Origin of the sequence: Catenulispora pinistramenti, from assembly GCF_018274385.1 — a bacterium.
Lineage (GTDB): Bacteria > Actinomycetota > Actinomycetes > Streptomycetales > Catenulisporaceae > Catenulispora > Catenulispora pinistramenti.
Genome location: NZ_JAAFYZ010000229.1, coordinates 1 through 17,332 on the forward strand (window position 1 = coordinate 1; position 17,332 = coordinate 17,332).

Genomic DNA, 17,332 nt, shown 5'->3' on the forward strand with positions numbered 1-17,332 from the left:
CCCCCAAACCCCACCCACCAGCGCGTAGCGAACCACCGAGCAAAGCTTGCCTGACGCGGCACCGGCACACCTGACCACCCGACATACTACGCACCCTTGATGCCCCTTGAGACTTATGTAGAGTTTTATCGACGCCCGACGAAGGAGTGCCTGATGGCCGACGGCCCGCGCATCGACTTCCGTACCGAACCGTCCCGCTACCGGCACTGGCGCCTGGCCTTCGACGGTGCGGTGGCCACCGTGACGATGGACGTCGACGAGCGGGGCGGGCTGGTTCCGGGCTATGAGCTCAAGCTCAACTCCTATGACCTCGGCGTGGACATCGAGCTCTACGACGCGGTGCAGCGGCTGCGGTTCGAGCATCCCGAGGTGCGGGTGGTCGTGCTGACCGGCGGTAAGGAGAAGGTGTTCTGCGCCGGGGCGAACATCCGGATGCTGGCGGCTTCCGACCATGCGTGGAAGGTGAACTTCTGCAAGTTCACCAACGAGACCCGCAATGGGATGGAGGACGCGAGCGCGAACTCCGGCCAGACCTACCTGGCCGCGCTCAATGGCACCGCGTCCGGCGGCGGGTATGAGCTGGCGCTGGCCTGTGAGCACATCATGCTGGTCGACGACCGTTCCTCGGCGGTGTCGCTGCCCGAGCTGCCGCTGCTCGGGGTGCTGCCGGGGACCGGCGGGCTGACCCGTGTGGTCGACAAGCGGCATGTGCGGCGCGATCTCGCGGACTACTTCTCGACCCGGGCCGAGGGCGTGACCGGCGGCAAGGCGGTGCGGTGGCGGCTGGTGGATGAAGCGGTGCCGCGGCCGGTGTGGGATGAGACGGTCGCCGCCCGGGCCGCCGAGTTCGCCGCGCGCTCGAACCGGCCGGCCGGTGCACCGGGTGTGGAGCTGACCGGACTCGCCAAGGTGCGCACCGAGGAGAACATCGACTACCTGTATGTCAGAACTCTGATCGATCACGACAGGGGGGTCGCCGAGATCACGGTGCTGGGGCCCGAGACGGATGCTCCGGCCGACGCCGACGCCGTCCACGCCCAAGGCGCCGGGTTCTGGCCGCTGGCGCTGACCCGCGAACTGGACGACCTGATCCTGGACCTGAGGACGAACGAGCCGGAGATCGGTACCTGGGTCCTGCGGACCCGAGGCGACGCCGACCGGGTGCTGGCCTATGACGCGCTGCTGTCGGAACACCGGAGCGACTGGCTGGTCAACGAGATCCTGCTGTATCTGGGACGCACCCTCAAACGGCTGGACGTCACCAGCCGCAGCCTCATCGCCCTGATCGAGCCGGGCAGCTGCTTCGCCGGCTCGCTCCTGGAACTCGCCCTCGCGGCCGACCGCTCCTTCCAGCTCACCGGGGTGTTCGAGGAGCGCGACCCGGATGCCGAGCCGGCCACCGTCACCCTGGGCCGGATGAACTTCGGGCCCCTGCCGATGGGCAACGGCCTGAGCCGCCTGGCCACCCGGTTCTACGGCGATGACGTGAGCCTGGCGGCCGCCGCGAACGCCGAGGGCAAGGCGCTGGACGCGGCCGAAGCCGAACGCCTCGGCCTGGTGACCTTCATCCCCGACGACATCGACTGGGACGAGGAGGTTCGCATCGCCGTGGAGGAGCGCGCCAGTTTCAGCCCCGACGCGTTGACCGGGCTGGAGGCCAACTACCGGTTCGCCGGGCCCGAGACGCTGGAGACGAAGATCTTCGGGCGGCTGTCGGCCTGGCAGAACTGGATCTTCACCCGGCCCAACGCTTCCGGCCCGGACGGCGCGCTGCGGGTGTACGGGACGGGCAAGCGTGCCGACTTCGACCGGAAGCGAGTGTGAGGACGATGACGACCGCCGCCGACTACTCCGAGAAGATCCCGAACAACGTCGAGCTGCACGAGGACCGCCGTTTGCAGCGGGCCCTGGAGTCCTGGCAGCCCAACTTCCTGTCCTGGTGGGAGTCGATGGGCCCGACGCTGCCGACGCAGGACGTGTACCTGCGCACGGCGGTCAACGTCGGGCGCGAGGGCTGGGCCCACTTCGGGCACGTCGCGATGCGCGACTACCGCTGGGGCATCTTCCTGGCCGAGCGCGACCCCGACCGGCGCATCGGCTTCGGCCAGCACCGCGGCGAGCCGGCCTGGCAGCAGGTGCCCGGCGAGTACCGCGCCGACCTGCAACGGCTGATCGTGATCCAGGGCGACACCGAACCGGCCAGCGTCGAACAGCAACGCAACCTCGGCGCCACCGCCCCGAGCCTGTACGACCTGCGCAACCTGTTCCAGGTCAACGTCGAGGAGGGCCGGCACCTGTGGGCGATGGTCTACCTGCTGCACGCGCACTTCGGCCGGGACGGCCGGGAGGAGGCCGAGCAGCTGTTGCACCGCAACTCCGGCAGCCTGGAGTCGCCGCGCATCCTCGGCGCCTTCAACGAGGAGACGCCGGACTGGCTCAGCTTCTTCATGTTCACCTACTTCACCGACCGGGACGGCAAGTACCAGCTCGGCACGCTGAAAGAATCCGCCTTCGACCCGCTCTCGCGCACCTGCGAGTTCATGTTGAAGGAGGAGTCGCACCACATGTTCGTCGGCACCACCGGCATCGACCGGATCGTGGCGCGCACCGCTCAGCTCATGCGCGAGAACGACACCGATGACGTCGTGGCGTATGGAGCAATCCCGCTGGACACGATCCAGAAGTACCTCAACTTCCACTACTCGGTCTCGCTGGACCTGTTCGGCTCGGAGACCTCCACGAACGTCGCGAACTACTTCACCGCCGGCATCAAGGGACGCTGGGCCGAGGGCCGCCGCAAGGACGACCACCGGCTGACCGACGACTCGTTCCTGGTCGACGCGCTGATCGACGGGGCCGCGACGCAGACCGAGGTGGCCGCGCTGGTCGGGCTGAACACGGACCTGCGGCGCGAGTACATCGGCGACTGCCAGAACGGCGTCAACCGCTGGAACCGGATCCTTCAGGAGGCGGACCTGCCGCAGCGGCTGCGGCTGCCGCACATCGCGTTCAACCGGCGGGTCGGGGCGTTCGCCGGGATCGAGGCGACTCCGGACGGGGAGTTGCTGTCGGCTCAGGAGTGGGAGCGACGCAAAGGCGACTTCCTGCCGACCGACGTCGACAAGACGTATGTGCGTTCCCTGATGAAGCCGGTCCACGAACGTGGGAAGATCGCCGCGTGGATCGCCCCGCCGCGAGTGGGGATCAACGGTAGGCCGTTCGAATACGAGTACGTACATCTCGCCTAGCACCGCATAGCGCCTCCCGGTTGTCCCGCTTCCTTTGTCCCTCAGGAGATCAGGCCCGCTGATGCTCGACGGCATGACACTGATCGACGTGCACCTGCACGCCGCCCGCCTGCCCACGCTCAAGCCCGCCTGGCGGGCCTGGGCCGACGACTTCGGCGATCCGGACGTGCTCGGCGAGGTGTATGACGACGCCGGTACCGTGCGCCCGGCGGCGTTCGACCGGTACCTGGCGCGCGAGGGCGTGGACGTCGCGCTGGTGCTGGCCGAGTACAGCCCGAAGGCCACCGGGATCCAGCCCATCGAGGACCTGCTGCCGGTCACGGCCGCGAACCCGGCGCGGATCAAGGCGATCGCCAACGTCAACCCGCACCTGCACTATCCGATCGAGGAGGAGCTGCAGCGGCAGCTGGACCTCGGCGCGGTCGCCTGCAAACTCCACCCGGTACACGCCGGGGTCGCCGCCAACGACCCCAGCCTGTACCCGGCGTACGAGCTCTGTCAGGCGGCCGGGATCCCGCTGGTGGTGCACTGCGGCACCAGCACGTTCCCCGGTTCGATGAACAAGTACGCTGATCCGCTGTTCCTGGACGACGTGCTGCGCGACTTCCGCACACTGAACATCGCGCTGGCCCACGGCGGGCGCGGGTGGTGGTACGACGCGGCGGCGTTCATGGCGCTGAGCAACGAGCGGGTGTGGATCGAGCTGTCCGGGCTGCCGCCGTCCCGGCTGCGTACCTACTACGCGCAGCACAGTTGGCAGCGGCTGACCAGGAAGATGATCTTCGGGACCGACTGGCCCGGCGTGCCCGGGATCGCGCGCAACGCGCGGGCTGTCGCAGAGCTCTGTCCCGATGAGGAGACCGCCGCGCTCGTGCTCGGCGGGAACGCTGCGCGGGTCTACAACCTGAAGCCGACAGGGTGAGCCGGAGGCCGCGCCACCCGGGCAACAGTTCGGCAGCAGCCTGGCAGCAGCTCCCCTACTCCCGCGCCGCCAGCTCCGACCAGCGAGCCCGGGCCGCTGTGTTCCACCTCTGATGTAAGTCCTCGAACACGCTAGCGGCCCGCAGCCCGATCCACTGTGGCGGCAACAGTTCCGGCGGCAGCTGCGGATCCAGGCTCGGGAAGCGCCGCCACTCGTCCACCAGGCGGATCTGTGCGTACAGCACCTCGTCCGGGGATTGTGGGCTCAGGCCGGCGAACTGGAGGAGGAAGTCTTCATAAGCCTCGGCGAGTTCGCCGGTGTGCCAGGCCTGCTCCACCATCGAGCGCTCCGAGCCGACCCCGGCGAAGGGGCCGCAGAAGGAGATCGCTTCGGCTTGCAGGCCCAATTCCTCGACGATCTGTTTGGCCTCCGCCTCGCGAGTGGTGTGCGGGCTGACCCAGACTCCGGGAGCCGGGCTGCCGAGCCCCGCCCACGTCAGGCTATTGCGAAGCCGGTGACGCAGGTCCCGCTGGGTCTCCGGCACGCTGACCAGCAGCACCAGCCAGCGGCCGTCCCAGGACTCGCGGTCCCGGCCGAAGGAGTAGATCCGCTCCGCGCCCTCGGTCAGCAGGACCGTACCGTGCGGGGTCAGGGCCCAGCGCACGCGGCGGCCGACGCGTTCGGTCCCGATCCAGCCGTCCAGCGCCATCCGGTTCAGCGCCTGGCGCGCGGTCTTCTCCTCGAGGCCGAGGCCGGCCGCCACGTGCAGCAGCGTCGAGGTCCACACCGGGACGCCGCCGGGGCGGACGTACTCGCCGAGAACGGTCAGCAGGAGCGAGCGGGCGCTGCGGGCCCCGGTTTGTTGGCGGCGCGTCAGCGATGGGACGGGCTCCAGGTCATCGTCCGCGCTCATGGGGCCATTCTACAAGGATGGCTCGGTACGTCTCGGTTTGGTGGACGGATGGCCGACCGCGAGCAGCCGCGCGGGATTGGCGATCAGCATCCTGTCGATGGCGGCGGCGCTGATGCCGAGTGCGCCGAGGTGCGTCAGGAACACTCCTCCGAGGTAGCCGTAGCCGTGGCGGCCGTGCGTGGCGAGGTTGAGCCACATCTGGCCGCCGGTCAGGTCCTGGGACAGGACGATCTGGTCGGCGTATCCCTCGGCGACGAGCGTGGCCAGCCGGTGCGCCCGGGTGCGGTCCGACTGCTTGATCGCCGGCTTGTCGAAACGGCCGTCGGGCTGCCGGTCATCCGGCGGGGGCCGGCGCACATCCCAGTACTCCTTGCCGATGGAGTCGAAGCCCACGGTCACGCCACGGTCCAGGACTCGACGGACGTAGTCGAGGTCGGGGTGGTTGTCCATGTGCCCGATCACCACCCGGTCCAGGGGCACCTCCTCTTCCTGGAGAAGGTCGATCTGTTCCAGGGCCATCGTGCCGTGCGTCGTGTGCGTGTTGATCGACAGGCCGGTGCGGTGATGCGCGCGGGCCGCGGCGCGCAGACCGCGCTCCTCGTGTTCGGTGACGCGGCCCTCGCTGGTCGGCTGCTCGCCGAGGATTCCGGCCCGCACCCCGCTCTCGCCGATGCCGGTGGTGGCGTCGGCGACGAACCGGTCCGCGAGCTCATCGATGCCGGCCCGCCGGACCCACTCGGGGCTGAACTCGGCGCGATAGGTGGCGGTGCCGGAGATGACGTGCAGCCCGCTCGCTTCGGCGATGCGCGGGAGCAGCGCCGCGTTCGCGCCGTGCGCGTCCCGTCCCGCGTCTCCGTAGGGGCTCAGGTCCACGACCGTCCCGAAACCCGCCTCCCGCAGGCCGCTCAAGGCCGCGACCGCTGCCGCGATCCGCGCGGCGTCGAATTCAGCGGGGTCGGATTCGGCGGCGTCGGATTCAGCATCGCCGACCCGGCCGCCGAGCACTCCCGGCCCCGGCAGCAGCGAGAGCAGATGCTCGTGGGTGAGCACGCGACCCAGGCCGCCGGCATCCACATCGCCGCATACCGTCCGGCACACGGCCTGGCTCGATTCCATGCCCCGCACGCTAGCCGCCGATCACTTCGGCACCCGCCGAACCATCCCCCGGTGGCGTCCGGGGAGGGTTTGTTTCAATTTGCAACCGATGTAGTCTTGTTTCACAACCGGACGGCCCCCGAGGAGGAACCGTGGCCAGCGAGCAGCAGACCGACACCAAGCTGTGTCCGGTGCTGCGCACCGTCGACCTGGTCGGCGACCGGTGGACGCTGCTGATCCTGCGCGACGCCTTCGACGGCCCGCGCCGCTTCAGCCAGTTGCAGCGCAGCCTGGGCATCGCCAAGAACATCCTGAGCGACCGGCTCACCGGCCTGGTCGAGGCCGGGATCCTGCGCACCGAGCCGGCCGCGGACACCTCGGCCTACCAGGCCTACGCGCTCACCGAGAAGGGCGCCGACCTGTTCGACGTGATCATCGCGCTGCGCCAGTGGGGCGAGCGCCACGCCTTCGACCCCGGCGAGGACTACCGGCCGCTGATCGACCAGCGGACCGGGGAGCCGCTGCGACACCTGGCCTATGCCCGGCCCGACGGCAGCCCGGTGCGTCCGGAGCAGACGGCACTCGGCGAGCCGCTGCCGATCGGGACAGCTGAGCGGTGACGGGTGTGGGGCAGGTGTGGGGCAGGTGCAGCGCGGCGCGTAGCGAGTGCGGACCGGCTCAGGGCGGCAGGTACTGAGCAGGCCCGCGGCGGCTGCGGGGCAAGCAGGCCGCGGCTGCGGGGCAAGCGCGTGGCAGCTGCGGGGCAGGCGCGCGGCTGCCGCGGGGAAACCGTGGCCGACACGCAGCAGCCACCCGGTACCGGAGTACCGGATGGCTGGTCCAGCGCCTAAGCTCGCGGAGCCCGAAGCTTGCCAGCTAACTCAGCGTGAGCCCGATCGGCCCGGCGAGCACCGTATAGCCGTCGTTGTTGAAGTAGTAGACCTCGTAGTTACCCGGGCCGTAGTTCGCGGTGAAGGTAGTGCTGCCGCCGGTTCCGGGCGTGTACTGCCAGGCGGTGGAGGCCTGCGTACCGGGGGTGTCGCCGGGCTTGTAGATGCCGATCCAGTTCTTCGCGCTGTTCGTGGCGGCCGGCGTCGCGTAGTTGAAGGTGACCGAGGAGCCGTTGGTCACGGTCGGCGTGGCGGTGGTCAGCGTCGAGACGGCGTTCTGGTTCTGGCCCCAGGCGTCGTTGACGGTGGCCGCGTAGGTGTCGTTGTTGGTCAGCGGGGCCAGGCCCAGGGCCTGGTCCACGGTGCGCAGCAGGCCGTACTGGTCGGTGCGCTGGGAGCTGGTGTAGCCGGCCTTGACCGAGCCCTGCGATCCGAGCAGCAGGGTCGGGATGTTGTTCGGGTACCCCTGGCCGAAGGACTTACTGGAGCTTTCGTCCCAGGTGAGGATCAGCAGCGACTTCTGCTGGGTCCAGGCCGGGGAGTTGAAGATGGTCGGCAGGGTGTTCTGCAGCCAGGTATCGCCGGCCGTGACGCCGCAGGATTCCATGTCGTCGCAGTCGTCCGGCTCGAACCAGACGAAGTTGGGAGTGGTGGCCGTCGACTGCAGGTCGGTGGTCATCTGGGTGAGCGGCTGGTCGTGCTGGGCGCAGTAGCCGGTCGCCGACTCGTCGGACTTGAAGTCCTGGAAGAACGTGAACGGCACGTCGTCCGGGGCGTAGTAGGCGTGCGAGGAGTAGTCGCAGTTGCCGTTCTCGTTCTCCACGTACGTCTTCCACGTCTTGCCCGCGGCCTCGACGCTGTTGCCGAGGTTCGGGGCGTTGATCGTGGTGGTGGCGATGCTGTTGTCGTGCAGGCCGTACAGGCCGCCGGCGGCGAGCGCCACGTAGTTGGGGTCGGAGGGGTGCGTGGTGGCATAGGCCTGGCTCAACGACGTGCCCTGCGACAGCAGACTGTTGATATAGGGGGCCTGCGAGGTGTTGCCGACGATGCCGGAGTAGTCCTGGTTCTCCATGTAGACCACGAAGACGTGGTCGAAGCCGCCGGGGACCGAGGAGGGCGGGGCGGTCAGGGTCGGCGTGGGCACGTCGGCGCCGACCGTCAGCGACAAGTCGTCGGCGTAGCCGTCGGTGGTGTTGCCGGTGGTCCAGGTGAAGGCCAGGTCCACGCGGATCGAGCGGGTACCGGTCGGCAACGTCCCGGTGTCGTCGCGTTGCAGGAGCTCGGTGGTGTTGCCGCGGTCGGTGTTGGTCACCGGCGCGATGGCCGAGGTGCCGAGCGAGGCACCGGAGCCGTCGAGGAAGGTGGCCGTCATGCCGACGCGGTCGTTCTGGTCGGCGTACCCGCCGAGCCAGCCGGACATGTCGAACGGCACTCCCCCGGCGTCGATGGCCGAGGCGGCGGCCGAGACGTCGACGGTCTGCGCCAGGTCGGAGTCGCCGGTGGCGCCGCCGTCGAAGAACTGGTTGCCGCGATCGGGCGGGCCGGAGGTGTTCGCGTCGGGGTAGCCGGAGGCGCCGTAGCACACGGCGTTCGGCTCGCCCGCGGCGATCGTCCAGCCCGGCACCGTCATGCCGTCCAGGCCGTCGGACGAGCACTGGGCCACGTCCTCGGCGCCGGGGTCGACCAGCAGGTTGGCGCTGGTCGTGGCCGCGGCCGCGGCTGCCGTGCGGCCCGTCGCGGCGTGGGCCGGGCGGGCGGTCGTCACGGACATGACACCGGCCAGCAGGGCCAGTGCGGCGGTCGAGGCGACCACCGCGGCCCGGCCGCCTCTCGCGGTACGGGAACTCATACAGGATCCTTTCCGACGGCGACTGTGATGCCGACTTCGGCCGGCCGGGACACGACTATGCGGCGATGACATTGACGGGATATCTGTGCCCGGTGAACGGATCGAAGTTGTACAGCCAACACCGAGTTGTCTGACCAACTCCGGCCTGTGGGCACCGTAGCGCCGACCGCGGCGGACGGCCAGGGTCATGTCAGCCTCCACACCTTTCAGCCGCAGCGCCGACTATCGTCTGGTGAGTGGATGTGAGCACGACAGATCTCGGCGAGCACCCGGCCGAGGACATCGAGGCCGAACCGCTGATCGCCTACCGCTCGCGTCGGCGGCGTTGGCTGCGCCGGCTGGCGAAGGCCGTCGCAGTGCTCTTTCTCGCTGGCACCTTCCTGTCCACCGCCTACAACGCCGCCACCGACGGCCGCGCCGCCGTCCCGTCCGGCCTGACCTACGTCCAGGCCGGCGACGTCCGGACCCGCTACCGCGAGTGGGGCACGACCGGCACGCCGATCGTCCTCGTCCACGGCTTCGTGGAATCCGCGGACACCTGGCAGTACCTCGCCCCGCTACTGGCCGCGCAGGGCCACCGGGTCTACGCGCTGGACGTCGACGGCTGGGGCTACACGCAGCGGGTCGCCCCCTTCGACGTCGGCCACCAGGCCCGCCAGGTCAACGCCTTCATCGAGGCCCTGCACCTGGCCAGTCCGATCCTGGTCGGCCACTCCAGCGGCGCGGCCGTCAGCGCGCTGGCAGCCCTGGACGAGCCGGCCGACGTCGGCGGCGTCATGTTCCTCGACGGCGACGGACTGGCCACCGGCGCGGGCCAGAAGACCCCGCTGACACATCTGTTCCTCAACCCCTATCGCACGACCCTGATGCGGCTGGCCATCCGCTCCGACACCGTCATCCGCGCGATCTACGACGCCACCTGTGGCTCCGGCTGCCCCAAGCTGGACGCCGCGGGCCTGGACCAGTGGCGGCGCCCGCTGGAGGTCCCCGGCGCCGAGGAAGCGTTGTGGAGCATGGTGAACCTCGGCGTGGCCGGCCTGCCTCCGTCCCGGCTGGCCCAACTCGCCACGCTCCCGATCCCCAAGGCGGTCGTGTTCGGCGGCGCCGACTCCTCCTATCCCCCGCACTCGCCGCAGACCACCGCCGCCCGCATCGGCGCCCCGGCCCCGACGATCATCCCCGGCGCCCAGCACCTCACCTCGGTCAACAGCCCGGCGGCGGTCGCCGCGGCGGTCGCGGCTTTGGCGGCGCGCGCCGGCTGAAGCACCTGGCCACACCGCCTACGGCGACAAGCGGCTGAACAGGCTCGTCGAACACCCGCGGCGCCCCGGACGGCCGCCCCTCAGCCTGGTTGGCTTCGGGTGGCCGGCCGGGGTGGGCGGGCGCCGCTACTGTGCCCTTGGCAGCCAGAGGCTGCGTGCCGTTTCGCGCCAGTACGCCCAGGAACCAATCATCTAGGGCCGACCGCATGGTGGAGGATGCACGCTTCATGAGCCCCGGCGCGGCCTCGCTAATAGGCGAGGTGCCTCAGCTGGCATCGCCACAGCAGCGACAGTGGCTCAGGCACGCGATCTACGAGCGCACACAGACCGTCTTCAGACTCACCGGCGCCGACCGAGCTGGGCGCGACGGTGCGCATTCCCGCAGAACGGGTATTACAGCGTTCTGTGGCCGAGGCCATGCGGCTGGCGAACACGCCGTCTGGGCGCAGGCAGGTCCAAATGCTCCCGGGTGAACTCGCCGCGTGGGGCCCAAGCGCCGTCGCGCGCTGGGGAGAGTGCCACGAGTTGTGCAGCGCGAGCCAGGAACTCTTCGCACCCGGCCGACGTTCCGGAAAGCGCCGGCGCTAGCGCTCGTATCGCGCCGCCGAAACTCCTCGCCCGAACCTGTCACACGGCGCCCGCCTCCGCGCGTTGAACCTTATGTGGACGTCAACCAGCGCGGGCGATGAAGGCAGAGGAGATGAAGGATGATCGGCAGGCCTTCCAGGAGTTCACTGCCGCCCACGGGGCCCGACTCTTCCGTACCGCCTACTTCCTGGCCGGTGGGGACTGGCACCTGGCCGAGGACCTCATGCAGGACACGCTCGTCAAGGTGTTCGTGGCGTGGCGGCGGGTCAGCAAGGTGGAGAATCCCGCCGCCTACGCCCAGACCGTGCTCACCCGCACCTTCATCAGCCAGCGGCGGCGCAAGCGCTCTTCGGAGCAGCCGATCGCCGAGCCGCCGGAGCGAGTCATCGAGGACGTCGATTCCACGGTGCGGCTGACGCTGCTGGCGGAGTTGGCGCAGCTGTCCGCGCGGGATCGGGCGGTGGTCGTGCTCCGGTACTGGGAGGACCTGAGCGTGGAGGACGTGGCGGCGGTGCTGCACATCAGCTCCGCCTCGGTCCGCACCCAGTCCTCGCGGGCGTTGGGCCGGCTGCGGGTCGCGCTCAGTGAGGTGTTCCCCGAACGACTGCCCGGCTAGCCACCGCCGCAGGTCCGAACAGACACAGACTCCCAATAGACGCACTATAAGGAAGGACGGCCGAGCTGTGTCCACCGACATCTTCGAGACCGCCGCGGACGGCACCGGAACGGTGCGCGCCGCGTTCGACACCACCGCGGCCGAGTGCCGGCCCGACATCGACGCCCTGACCCGCCGCGCGCTCGACCGCGGACAGCGGGTCCGGCGGCACCGGATGGTCGGCAAGGCCGTCGGGTCGGCGGCGGCCGCGGCGGCGATCGGGCTGGGCACCGCCTATGCGCTGAACGACTCGGGGACGGCGGCGCGTCCGGCCAACATCCCCGGCAGTGGGACCTATGGCGGCAATCAGGGGCCTGAGCTGCCCGATCTTCCCGGCGCACGGACGCCGACCGGCCTGTTCCCGACGACTATGTCGGACACGCTGGATACGTCCACGTCCACTGCCGTGCCCACATCCACGGTCACGGTCACTGTCACGGCATCGGTAGCCAGCGCCGTCGCGACCTGGCGAACGGCGCACCGTGGCACGTTGACCTTTCTCAGAGCGGCCGCCTGGATGTAGCCCGCTCCACCCCCGAATACAAACCTAGATCTCCACCCCCCACGGAGGGCCCTCGATGCTCACCGCGTTCTTCCGCGCGTTCCGCACGCCCGATTTACGAAGAAAGTTACTCTTCACCCTCGCCATCATGGCCCTCTACCGCCTCGGCGCGCACCTACCGCTCCCCGGCGTCGACACCCGGACGCTGGCCGCGTGCACCGGCGCGTCGTCCCGGTCCGGCACCGGCAGCCAGGCCTTCGGTCTGCTCAACCTGTTCTCGGGCGGGGCCCTGCAGCAGCTGTCCATCTTCGCGCTCGGCATCACGCCCTACATCACGGCGTCGATCATCCTGCAACTGCTCACCGTCGTGATCCCGCGCCTGGAAGCGCTGAAGAAGGAAGGCCAGACCGGGCAGGCGAAGATCACCCAGTACACCCGCTACCTGACGATCGGCCTGTCGGTCCTGGAATCGACGATGACCCTGACCGCCGCCCGCAACAACCCCGGCTACCTGCTCGGTCAGAAATGCGACGGCGTCGCTGTCTTCTACCCGGCGGTGACCTGGGAAGGCACGGCCGTGATGGTGATCATCATGACGGCCGCCACCTCGCTGCTGATGTGGCTCGGCGAACTGGTCACCGACCGTGGCGTCGGCAACGGGATGTCCATCCTGATGTTCACCTCGATCGCCGCCAGGTTCCCCGGCTCACTGTGGGCGATCAAGCTGAACTCGCACACGCTGGGCGGCTGGCCGGTGTTCGCCGCGGTCCTGGCGCTGGGAATAGTGGTCGTCGCCGCGGTCGTCTTCGTCGAGCAGGGCCAGCGCCGGATCCCGGTCCAGTACAGCAAGCGCATGGTCGGCCGGCGCGCATACGGCGGCACCTCGACGTACATCCCGCTCAAGCTGAACCAGTCCGGCGTGGTGCCCGTCATCTTCGCCTCGTCGCTGCTCCAGATGCCGGTGATGCTGGTCGGCCTGACCGGCGGCAGCACGGCGACCCGGGGCTGGCAGGGCTGGATCAACCGGAACCTCACCACGACGATCCACGGCTACCCGCTGACCTACACGCTCTCCTACCTGCTGCTGATCCTGGGGTTCGCGTTCTTCTACATGTCGATCACCTTCGACACCGTGGAGATCGCCGACAATATGAAGAAGTACGGCGGCTTCGTCCCCGGTATCCGCTCCGGACGGCCGACCGTCGAGTACCTGCACTACACCGCGACCCGCATCACCTGGCCCGGCGCGCTCTACCTGGCGGTGGTCGCGGCGATCCCGATGATCGCGCTGGACCGGCTGCACGCGACCGGCAGCTTCCCGTTCGGCGGCACCACGATCCTGATCATGGTCGGGGTCGGCCTGGAGACGGTGAAGCAGATCGAGTCGCAGCTCCAGCAGCACAACTACGAGGGGTTCCTGCGATGAGCGACGGCCGGTGGCCGGTAGCCGGTGGCCGGTAGCCGGTAGCCGGTAGCCGGTAGCCGGTAGCCGGTAGCCGGTAGCCGGGAATCCTCAGCCCTTGCGCCCCCAGCGCCGCCCCGTGCGCGCCTCCGACTGTCCGCCGAACGGATTGCTCCGCAGGAACTCGATCGCGTCCGGGTCGCCGAGGTCCGCAGCACGCTGATACCACTGCAGCGCCTCCCCCATCCGATCGGTGCGGGCACACAGGTAGCCGACGTTGAGCACCGCGGTGACGTCGCCGCCGGCCGCCAACCGCCGCATCACCGCCTCGGCCTCGCGGAACCGGTCGGCGCCCATCAGCCTTGAGGCCGTGAACTTCGCGGCCCGCAGATCGTCGTCCAGCGCCGCCGGGTCGATCGCCAGCGCCTGCTGATAGGCGGCGACCGCGTCGTCATCGCGCCGCAGCGAGCGCAGGATCTCGGCCCGGAAGCAGTGCAGCTGCGGGTCGTCGTCCCGATGCCGAGCCAGCCGGTCGAAGGCGGCCAGCGCCTCCTCCAACCGTCCCAGCTGCCACAGCGTGGTCGCCCGCCCGACCTCTACGATCGGCTCCTGCGGCCGGAGCGCGGCGGCCTGTTCGAACTCGGCCAGCGCCTCGGCGTTCCGGCCCGCCTTCTGCAGGGCACGCGCCTCGTCGAAGTGCCGCAGGAAGCCGTCGTCCGCAGACGCGGCGGGCCGGCGTCCCGGCGGCGGCAGCAGCTTCGCGATGTCCGGCTTGCGCATCTCGCCGCCGCACACCGTGCACTGCGGCTGGCTGAACAGGCCGGTCTTGCCGGCCAGGCAGCGGTCGCACAGCCCGGCGCCGCACTCGGCGCAGAGCAGGAAATCGGCGGTCACCAGCTCCGGGTTCTGGGCCACGACCGGGTTCCCGCCGGGGATCCGGGAGACCGAAAGCAGACGCTCGCAGTTCTCGCCGGTACATTTGAGCAGCATGACGTCACTCCCGTTTGTGCAGGCTCGGGGCGTGCGACCCATCGTCGCACACCGCCGATGGGATCGGCGGGCACGCCGATGACGGTGCCTGTCGCCGACGCGTTCGCCGACCGCTACGCCGTCGTGGGCCTGCTCGGCCGGGGCGGGATGGGGGAGGTCCACCGGGTCCGCCACCTCGCCTGGGGCATCGACCTGGCGATGAAGTCGGCGCTGCCGGGCGTCCTGCACGACGCCGCCGCGCGGGAGAGTTTTGTGCGCGAGGCCGAGGCGTGGGTCTCACTCGATCCTCATCCGAATGTCGTGGCCTGCCACTACGTCCGGATGATCGAGGGTGTGCCGCGGATCTTCGCCGAATACGTGGCGGGCTCCGATCTGGAGCAGTGGATCGGCGAGGGCCGGCTGTATCAGGGCTCGCAGGAATCGGTCCTGGCGCGGATCCTGGACTTCGCGATCCAGGCGGCGTGGGGGCTGGCGGCAGCGCATGACCAGGGCCTGGTCCACCAGGACGTCAAGCCGTCGAACATGATGGTGGCCGGTGACGACACGCTGAAGGTCACGGACTTCGGGCTGGCCAAGGCGCGCGCGGTGGCGACGAGTCGGGCCGGGCAGGCATCCGGGGCATCCGAAGCGTCTGGGGCACCCAGGGCATCATCTGATGCGGGCGTCGTCACCTATCGCGGGATGACGCCGGCGTATTGCTCGCCGGAGCAGTTCCGCCGCGAGCGGGTGACCCGGCAGACGGACGTGTGGAGCTGGGCTGTCGGGGTGCTGGAGATGTTCCGCGGCGGCGTCTCCTGGATCAGCGGGCATATCGCGGCCGAGGCGTTGGAAGCGTTTCTGAGTGATCCGGATCCGCAGTATCCTGCGATGCCGGTCGGCGTCACCCATCTCCTGTCGCAGTGCTTCGCGCCGGAGGCCGAAGACCGGCCGCAAGGGATGATCGCGGTCGCCGACGCATTGAAGGACGTCTATCGGCGCGAGCTCGGGCGGGCGTATCCGCGTGCATACCGTCCGACCGTCCGGAGCCTGGGCGACGTGCTGAACAACCGGGCGCTGTCCCTGGTCGACCTCGATCGCCCGGCCGAAGCCGAACAGACGTGGCGCAAGGCGCTGGCCACCGAGCCGCATCACCTGCCGACCCTCTACAACTCAGGGATCTGGCACTGGCGCCGGGGCGGACTCAGCGACGAGACCATCCTCCAGCAGCTCGACGCCGCCGCCGACACCGACCCCGACGGCTGGGTCGCCGCGTATCTGAAGTGCCTGGTGCTGCTGGAGAGCGGGGACCCGGTCGGCGCCTGGAGTCAGAGCACGGATGTGCTCGCGCTGGCACCGACGGCCGAGGCCGACGAGCTCCGGAACCGATTGGCACGCGCCGATCTCGGCCCGTCCACACCCGACTGCGTCTTCACCGACCACGTCCTGAGCGCGGCCTGGCCGGTCGACGGAAGCCGGGTCGTGGTGGCGACCGACCGGACGAACAGCGGCTCTGATATCAGCTTCCTGGATCCGGTCACCGGAGACGTGACGCCACTGCCGGCAGACACCGGCCATCGCGGGCTCATCCAGAGCGTCGCCCTCGACGACTACGGCGACATCCTGCTCACCGGCGGCGAAGACGGGACGGTGCGATGGCGGGATCTGGCCGGCGACCGGACCGGCGTGCTCCGGATGGACGGCGCCGTGCATTCCGTCTGGCTCAGCCCGGGCGCGAGCACGGCGATCGTCGCCAGTGACACCACCGTGGTGGTCTGGAACATCGCCGTGGACCGCGTGATACGCCAGCGGGCGGTCCAGTCGTACTGCCTGCGGGTGAGCCAGGACTGCCGGACCGCCCTCGTGTTCGGCCACGAGCGGGCGCTGCTGTGGGATCCGACGACCGACGAGGTCCTCGCCGAGATCCCGGCCGGGGACAGCGTCATCGGGGCGGCTGACGTCAGCCGCGACGGAACCAGTGCCCTGATCTGCCACGCGGACGGACACTTCGAGCTCTGGCGAACCCGGCCGGCCCAGAAGCTGCGCGAGTGGCAGGGCTACCGCAGGAAGGCCGAGTTCGCGCAGCTCAGTCCCGACGGCGCGTACGCGTTCACGTCAGGGAACGAAGACCGGCTCCGGCTCTGGGACATCGCCGCCGGCCGCTGCCTGCGCACCTTCGACGAGCCGATGCCCGGCGCCGCGCGCACGATCGCGTGGAGCCCCGACGGATCCATGGCGTTCGTCGGCGGCGTCCACGGCTCCGCCGCCCTCCGCCCCGGACCGAGCCCGACTAGCCCCAGCCCCTACTGGCCCTCACAGCTGCGCTTCCAGATCGAGGCATCGGTCGCCGCCGAGCGCGCGGCCGTACTCACCGCCGAGGCCGAGCAAGCCTGGCGCGCCGGCGACCTCGCGGCCGCCCTGGACGCCGTCCGGGAAATGCGCGAGCTACCCGGCCACCGCCTGCTGCCGGAGACCACACGGGCCTGGCGGCTGCTGAGCGAGTCCTGCGAGAAGACGACGCTGACCGGCATCCGCCTGGTGTCGACCCTCGGGGAGCGCACCGGCCGGGGCTGGACCCACGCCGTCCACGTCAGCCCGGACGGCGGCACCGGCTTCTCGGCCAACGCCGACGGCCGGGTCACGCGCTGGGATCTGGAGCACGCCGAGCAGGGCTCCACCCGCTGGATCACCGCCCCATACCTGATGCGCGTCACCGCCGACGGCCGCTACCTCCTGCTGATGAGCCGCGACGGCAAAGCGGCCCGGCTGCACATCCTCGGCACCTTCGAAGGCCGCGAACTCGACGTCCGGATCCCCGAAGCAGTCGAGGCATACCTGAGCGTGGACGCCACACGGCTGATCACCGTCGCCCCCACCACGCCGATCGGCGAGAACAGCGACGGCCCGGCCGCCATGAAGTTCACCCGCATGACGCCGGTGGAGCGGGTCACCCACCAGTGCACGCATGGAACACCCGCGAGCACCATCCAGGCCCGAGACCTGACCACCGGCCAAACCATCTGGTCCCACCCACTCGCCC

13 protein-coding genes are annotated in these 17,332 nt (G+C 69.9%); 9 read left to right on the forward strand and 4 right to left on the reverse strand.

Annotated elements, in window-relative coordinates; genetic code table 11:
* Window positions 1-153 precede the first annotated feature (153 nt).
* From boxC to KGQ19_RS40060, 3 genes are all read left to right on the forward strand, one after another.
* Window positions 154-1,824 carry a 2,3-epoxybenzoyl-CoA dihydrolase gene (boxC, locus tag KGQ19_RS40050; protein ID WP_212019252.1) on the forward strand — a complete coding sequence of 557 codons (1,671 nt, stop codon included), beginning with the start codon at window positions 154-156 and terminating at the stop codon, window positions 1,822-1,824.
* A 5-nt stretch (window positions 1,825-1,829) separates the two neighbouring features.
* Window positions 1,830-3,248: a benzoyl-CoA 2,3-epoxidase subunit BoxB gene (boxB, locus tag KGQ19_RS40055; protein WP_212019254.1), complete on the forward strand. Its 1,419-nt coding sequence runs from the start codon at window positions 1,830-1,832 to the stop codon at window positions 3,246-3,248.
* Window positions 3,249-3,321: 73 nt separating this feature from the next.
* Entirely contained in the window at window positions 3,322-4,170 is an 849-nt protein-coding gene (locus tag KGQ19_RS40060; RefSeq protein ID WP_212019256.1) for an amidohydrolase family protein, read from the forward strand.
* A 55-nt stretch (window positions 4,171-4,225) separates the two neighbouring features.
* Here the strand turns inward: KGQ19_RS40060 and KGQ19_RS40065 are convergent, their stop codons facing one another.
* Both KGQ19_RS40065 and KGQ19_RS40070 read right to left on the reverse strand, forming a co-directional pair.
* Window positions 4,226-5,083, reverse strand: a complete 858-nt coding sequence (locus tag KGQ19_RS40065) for a PaaX family transcriptional regulator (protein ID WP_212019258.1) — start codon at window positions 5,081-5,083, stop codon at window positions 4,226-4,228.
* Between the two features lie 9 nt (window positions 5,084-5,092).
* Window positions 5,093-6,199, reverse strand: a complete 1,107-nt coding sequence (locus KGQ19_RS40070; RefSeq protein ID WP_212019260.1) for a phosphotriesterase family protein — start codon at window positions 6,197-6,199, stop codon at window positions 5,093-5,095.
* 131 nt (window positions 6,200-6,330) lie between these two features.
* Between KGQ19_RS40070 and KGQ19_RS40075 the strand changes: the two genes are divergently transcribed.
* Window positions 6,331-6,798: a winged helix-turn-helix transcriptional regulator gene (locus KGQ19_RS40075; RefSeq protein WP_212019262.1), complete on the forward strand. Its 468-nt coding sequence runs from the start codon at window positions 6,331-6,333 to the stop codon at window positions 6,796-6,798.
* Between the two features lie 256 nt (window positions 6,799-7,054).
* Here the strand turns inward: KGQ19_RS40075 and KGQ19_RS40080 are convergent, their stop codons facing one another.
* Complete coding sequence (locus KGQ19_RS40080) at window positions 7,055-8,917, reverse strand: alkaline phosphatase family protein (protein WP_212019264.1); 1,863 nt, start codon at window positions 8,915-8,917, stop codon at window positions 7,055-7,057.
* 242 nt (window positions 8,918-9,159) lie between these two features.
* Between KGQ19_RS40080 and KGQ19_RS40085 the strand changes: the two genes are divergently transcribed.
* From KGQ19_RS40085 to secY, 4 genes are all read left to right on the forward strand, one after another.
* Window positions 9,160-10,179, forward strand: a complete 1,020-nt coding sequence (locus KGQ19_RS40085; protein ID WP_212019266.1) for an alpha/beta fold hydrolase — start codon at window positions 9,160-9,162, stop codon at window positions 10,177-10,179.
* A gap of 700 nt (window positions 10,180-10,879) precedes the next feature.
* The gene (locus tag KGQ19_RS40090) at window positions 10,880-11,383 is read left to right on the forward strand and encodes a SigE family RNA polymerase sigma factor (protein WP_212019268.1); all 504 of its coding nucleotides are present in this window, start codon (window positions 10,880-10,882) and stop codon (window positions 11,381-11,383) included.
* Window positions 11,384-11,450: 67 nt separating this feature from the next.
* Complete coding sequence (locus tag KGQ19_RS40095) at window positions 11,451-11,945, forward strand: hypothetical protein (protein ID WP_212019270.1); 495 nt, start codon at window positions 11,451-11,453, stop codon at window positions 11,943-11,945.
* Between the two features lie 55 nt (window positions 11,946-12,000).
* On the forward strand, window positions 12,001-13,350 hold the full coding sequence (gene secY / locus KGQ19_RS40100) for a preprotein translocase subunit SecY (protein ID WP_212019272.1): 1,350 nt from the start codon (window positions 12,001-12,003) through the stop codon (window positions 13,348-13,350).
* An 87-nt stretch (window positions 13,351-13,437) separates the two neighbouring features.
* On the opposite strand, the gene KGQ19_RS40105 is transcribed toward secY, so the two are convergent.
* Window positions 13,438-14,316, reverse strand: coding sequence for a tetratricopeptide repeat protein (locus tag KGQ19_RS40105; RefSeq protein ID WP_212019274.1), 879 nt, complete (start codon window positions 14,314-14,316; stop codon window positions 13,438-13,440).
* Between the two features lie 78 nt (window positions 14,317-14,394).
* Between KGQ19_RS40105 and KGQ19_RS40110 the strand changes: the two genes are divergently transcribed.
* On the forward strand, window positions 14,395-17,332 hold a 2,938-nt coding region (locus KGQ19_RS40110), incomplete at its 3' end, for a WD40 repeat domain-containing serine/threonine-protein kinase (RefSeq protein WP_212019276.1).

Excerpts from the sequence above, each read along its gene's own strand:
- KGQ19_RS40090 (WP_212019268.1), top strand. The coding sequence starts at position 10,880 with ATGAAGGATGATCGGCAGGCCTTCCAGGAGTTCACTGCCGCCCACGGG.
- KGQ19_RS40060 (WP_212019256.1), top strand. The coding sequence starts at position 3,322 with ATGACACTGATCGACGTGCACCTGCACGCCGCCCGCCTGCCCACGCTC.
- KGQ19_RS40080 (WP_212019264.1), bottom strand. The coding sequence starts at position 8,917 with ATGAGTTCCCGTACCGCGAGAGGCGGCCGGGCCGCGGTGGTCGCCTCG.
- boxC (WP_212019252.1), top strand. The coding sequence starts at position 154 with ATGGCCGACGGCCCGCGCATCGACTTCCGTACCGAACCGTCCCGCTAC.
- KGQ19_RS40070 (WP_212019260.1), bottom strand. The coding sequence starts at position 6,199 with ATGGAATCGAGCCAGGCCGTGTGCCGGACGGTATGCGGCGATGTGGAT.
- KGQ19_RS40105 (WP_212019274.1), bottom strand. The coding sequence starts at position 14,316 with ATGCTGCTCAAATGTACCGGCGAGAACTGCGAGCGTCTGCTTTCGGTC.
- secY (WP_212019272.1), top strand. The coding sequence starts at position 12,001 with ATGCTCACCGCGTTCTTCCGCGCGTTCCGCACGCCCGATTTACGAAGA.
- KGQ19_RS40065 (WP_212019258.1), bottom strand. The coding sequence starts at position 5,083 with ATGAGCGCGGACGATGACCTGGAGCCCGTCCCATCGCTGACGCGCCGC.
- boxB (WP_212019254.1), top strand. The coding sequence starts at position 1,830 with ATGACGACCGCCGCCGACTACTCCGAGAAGATCCCGAACAACGTCGAG.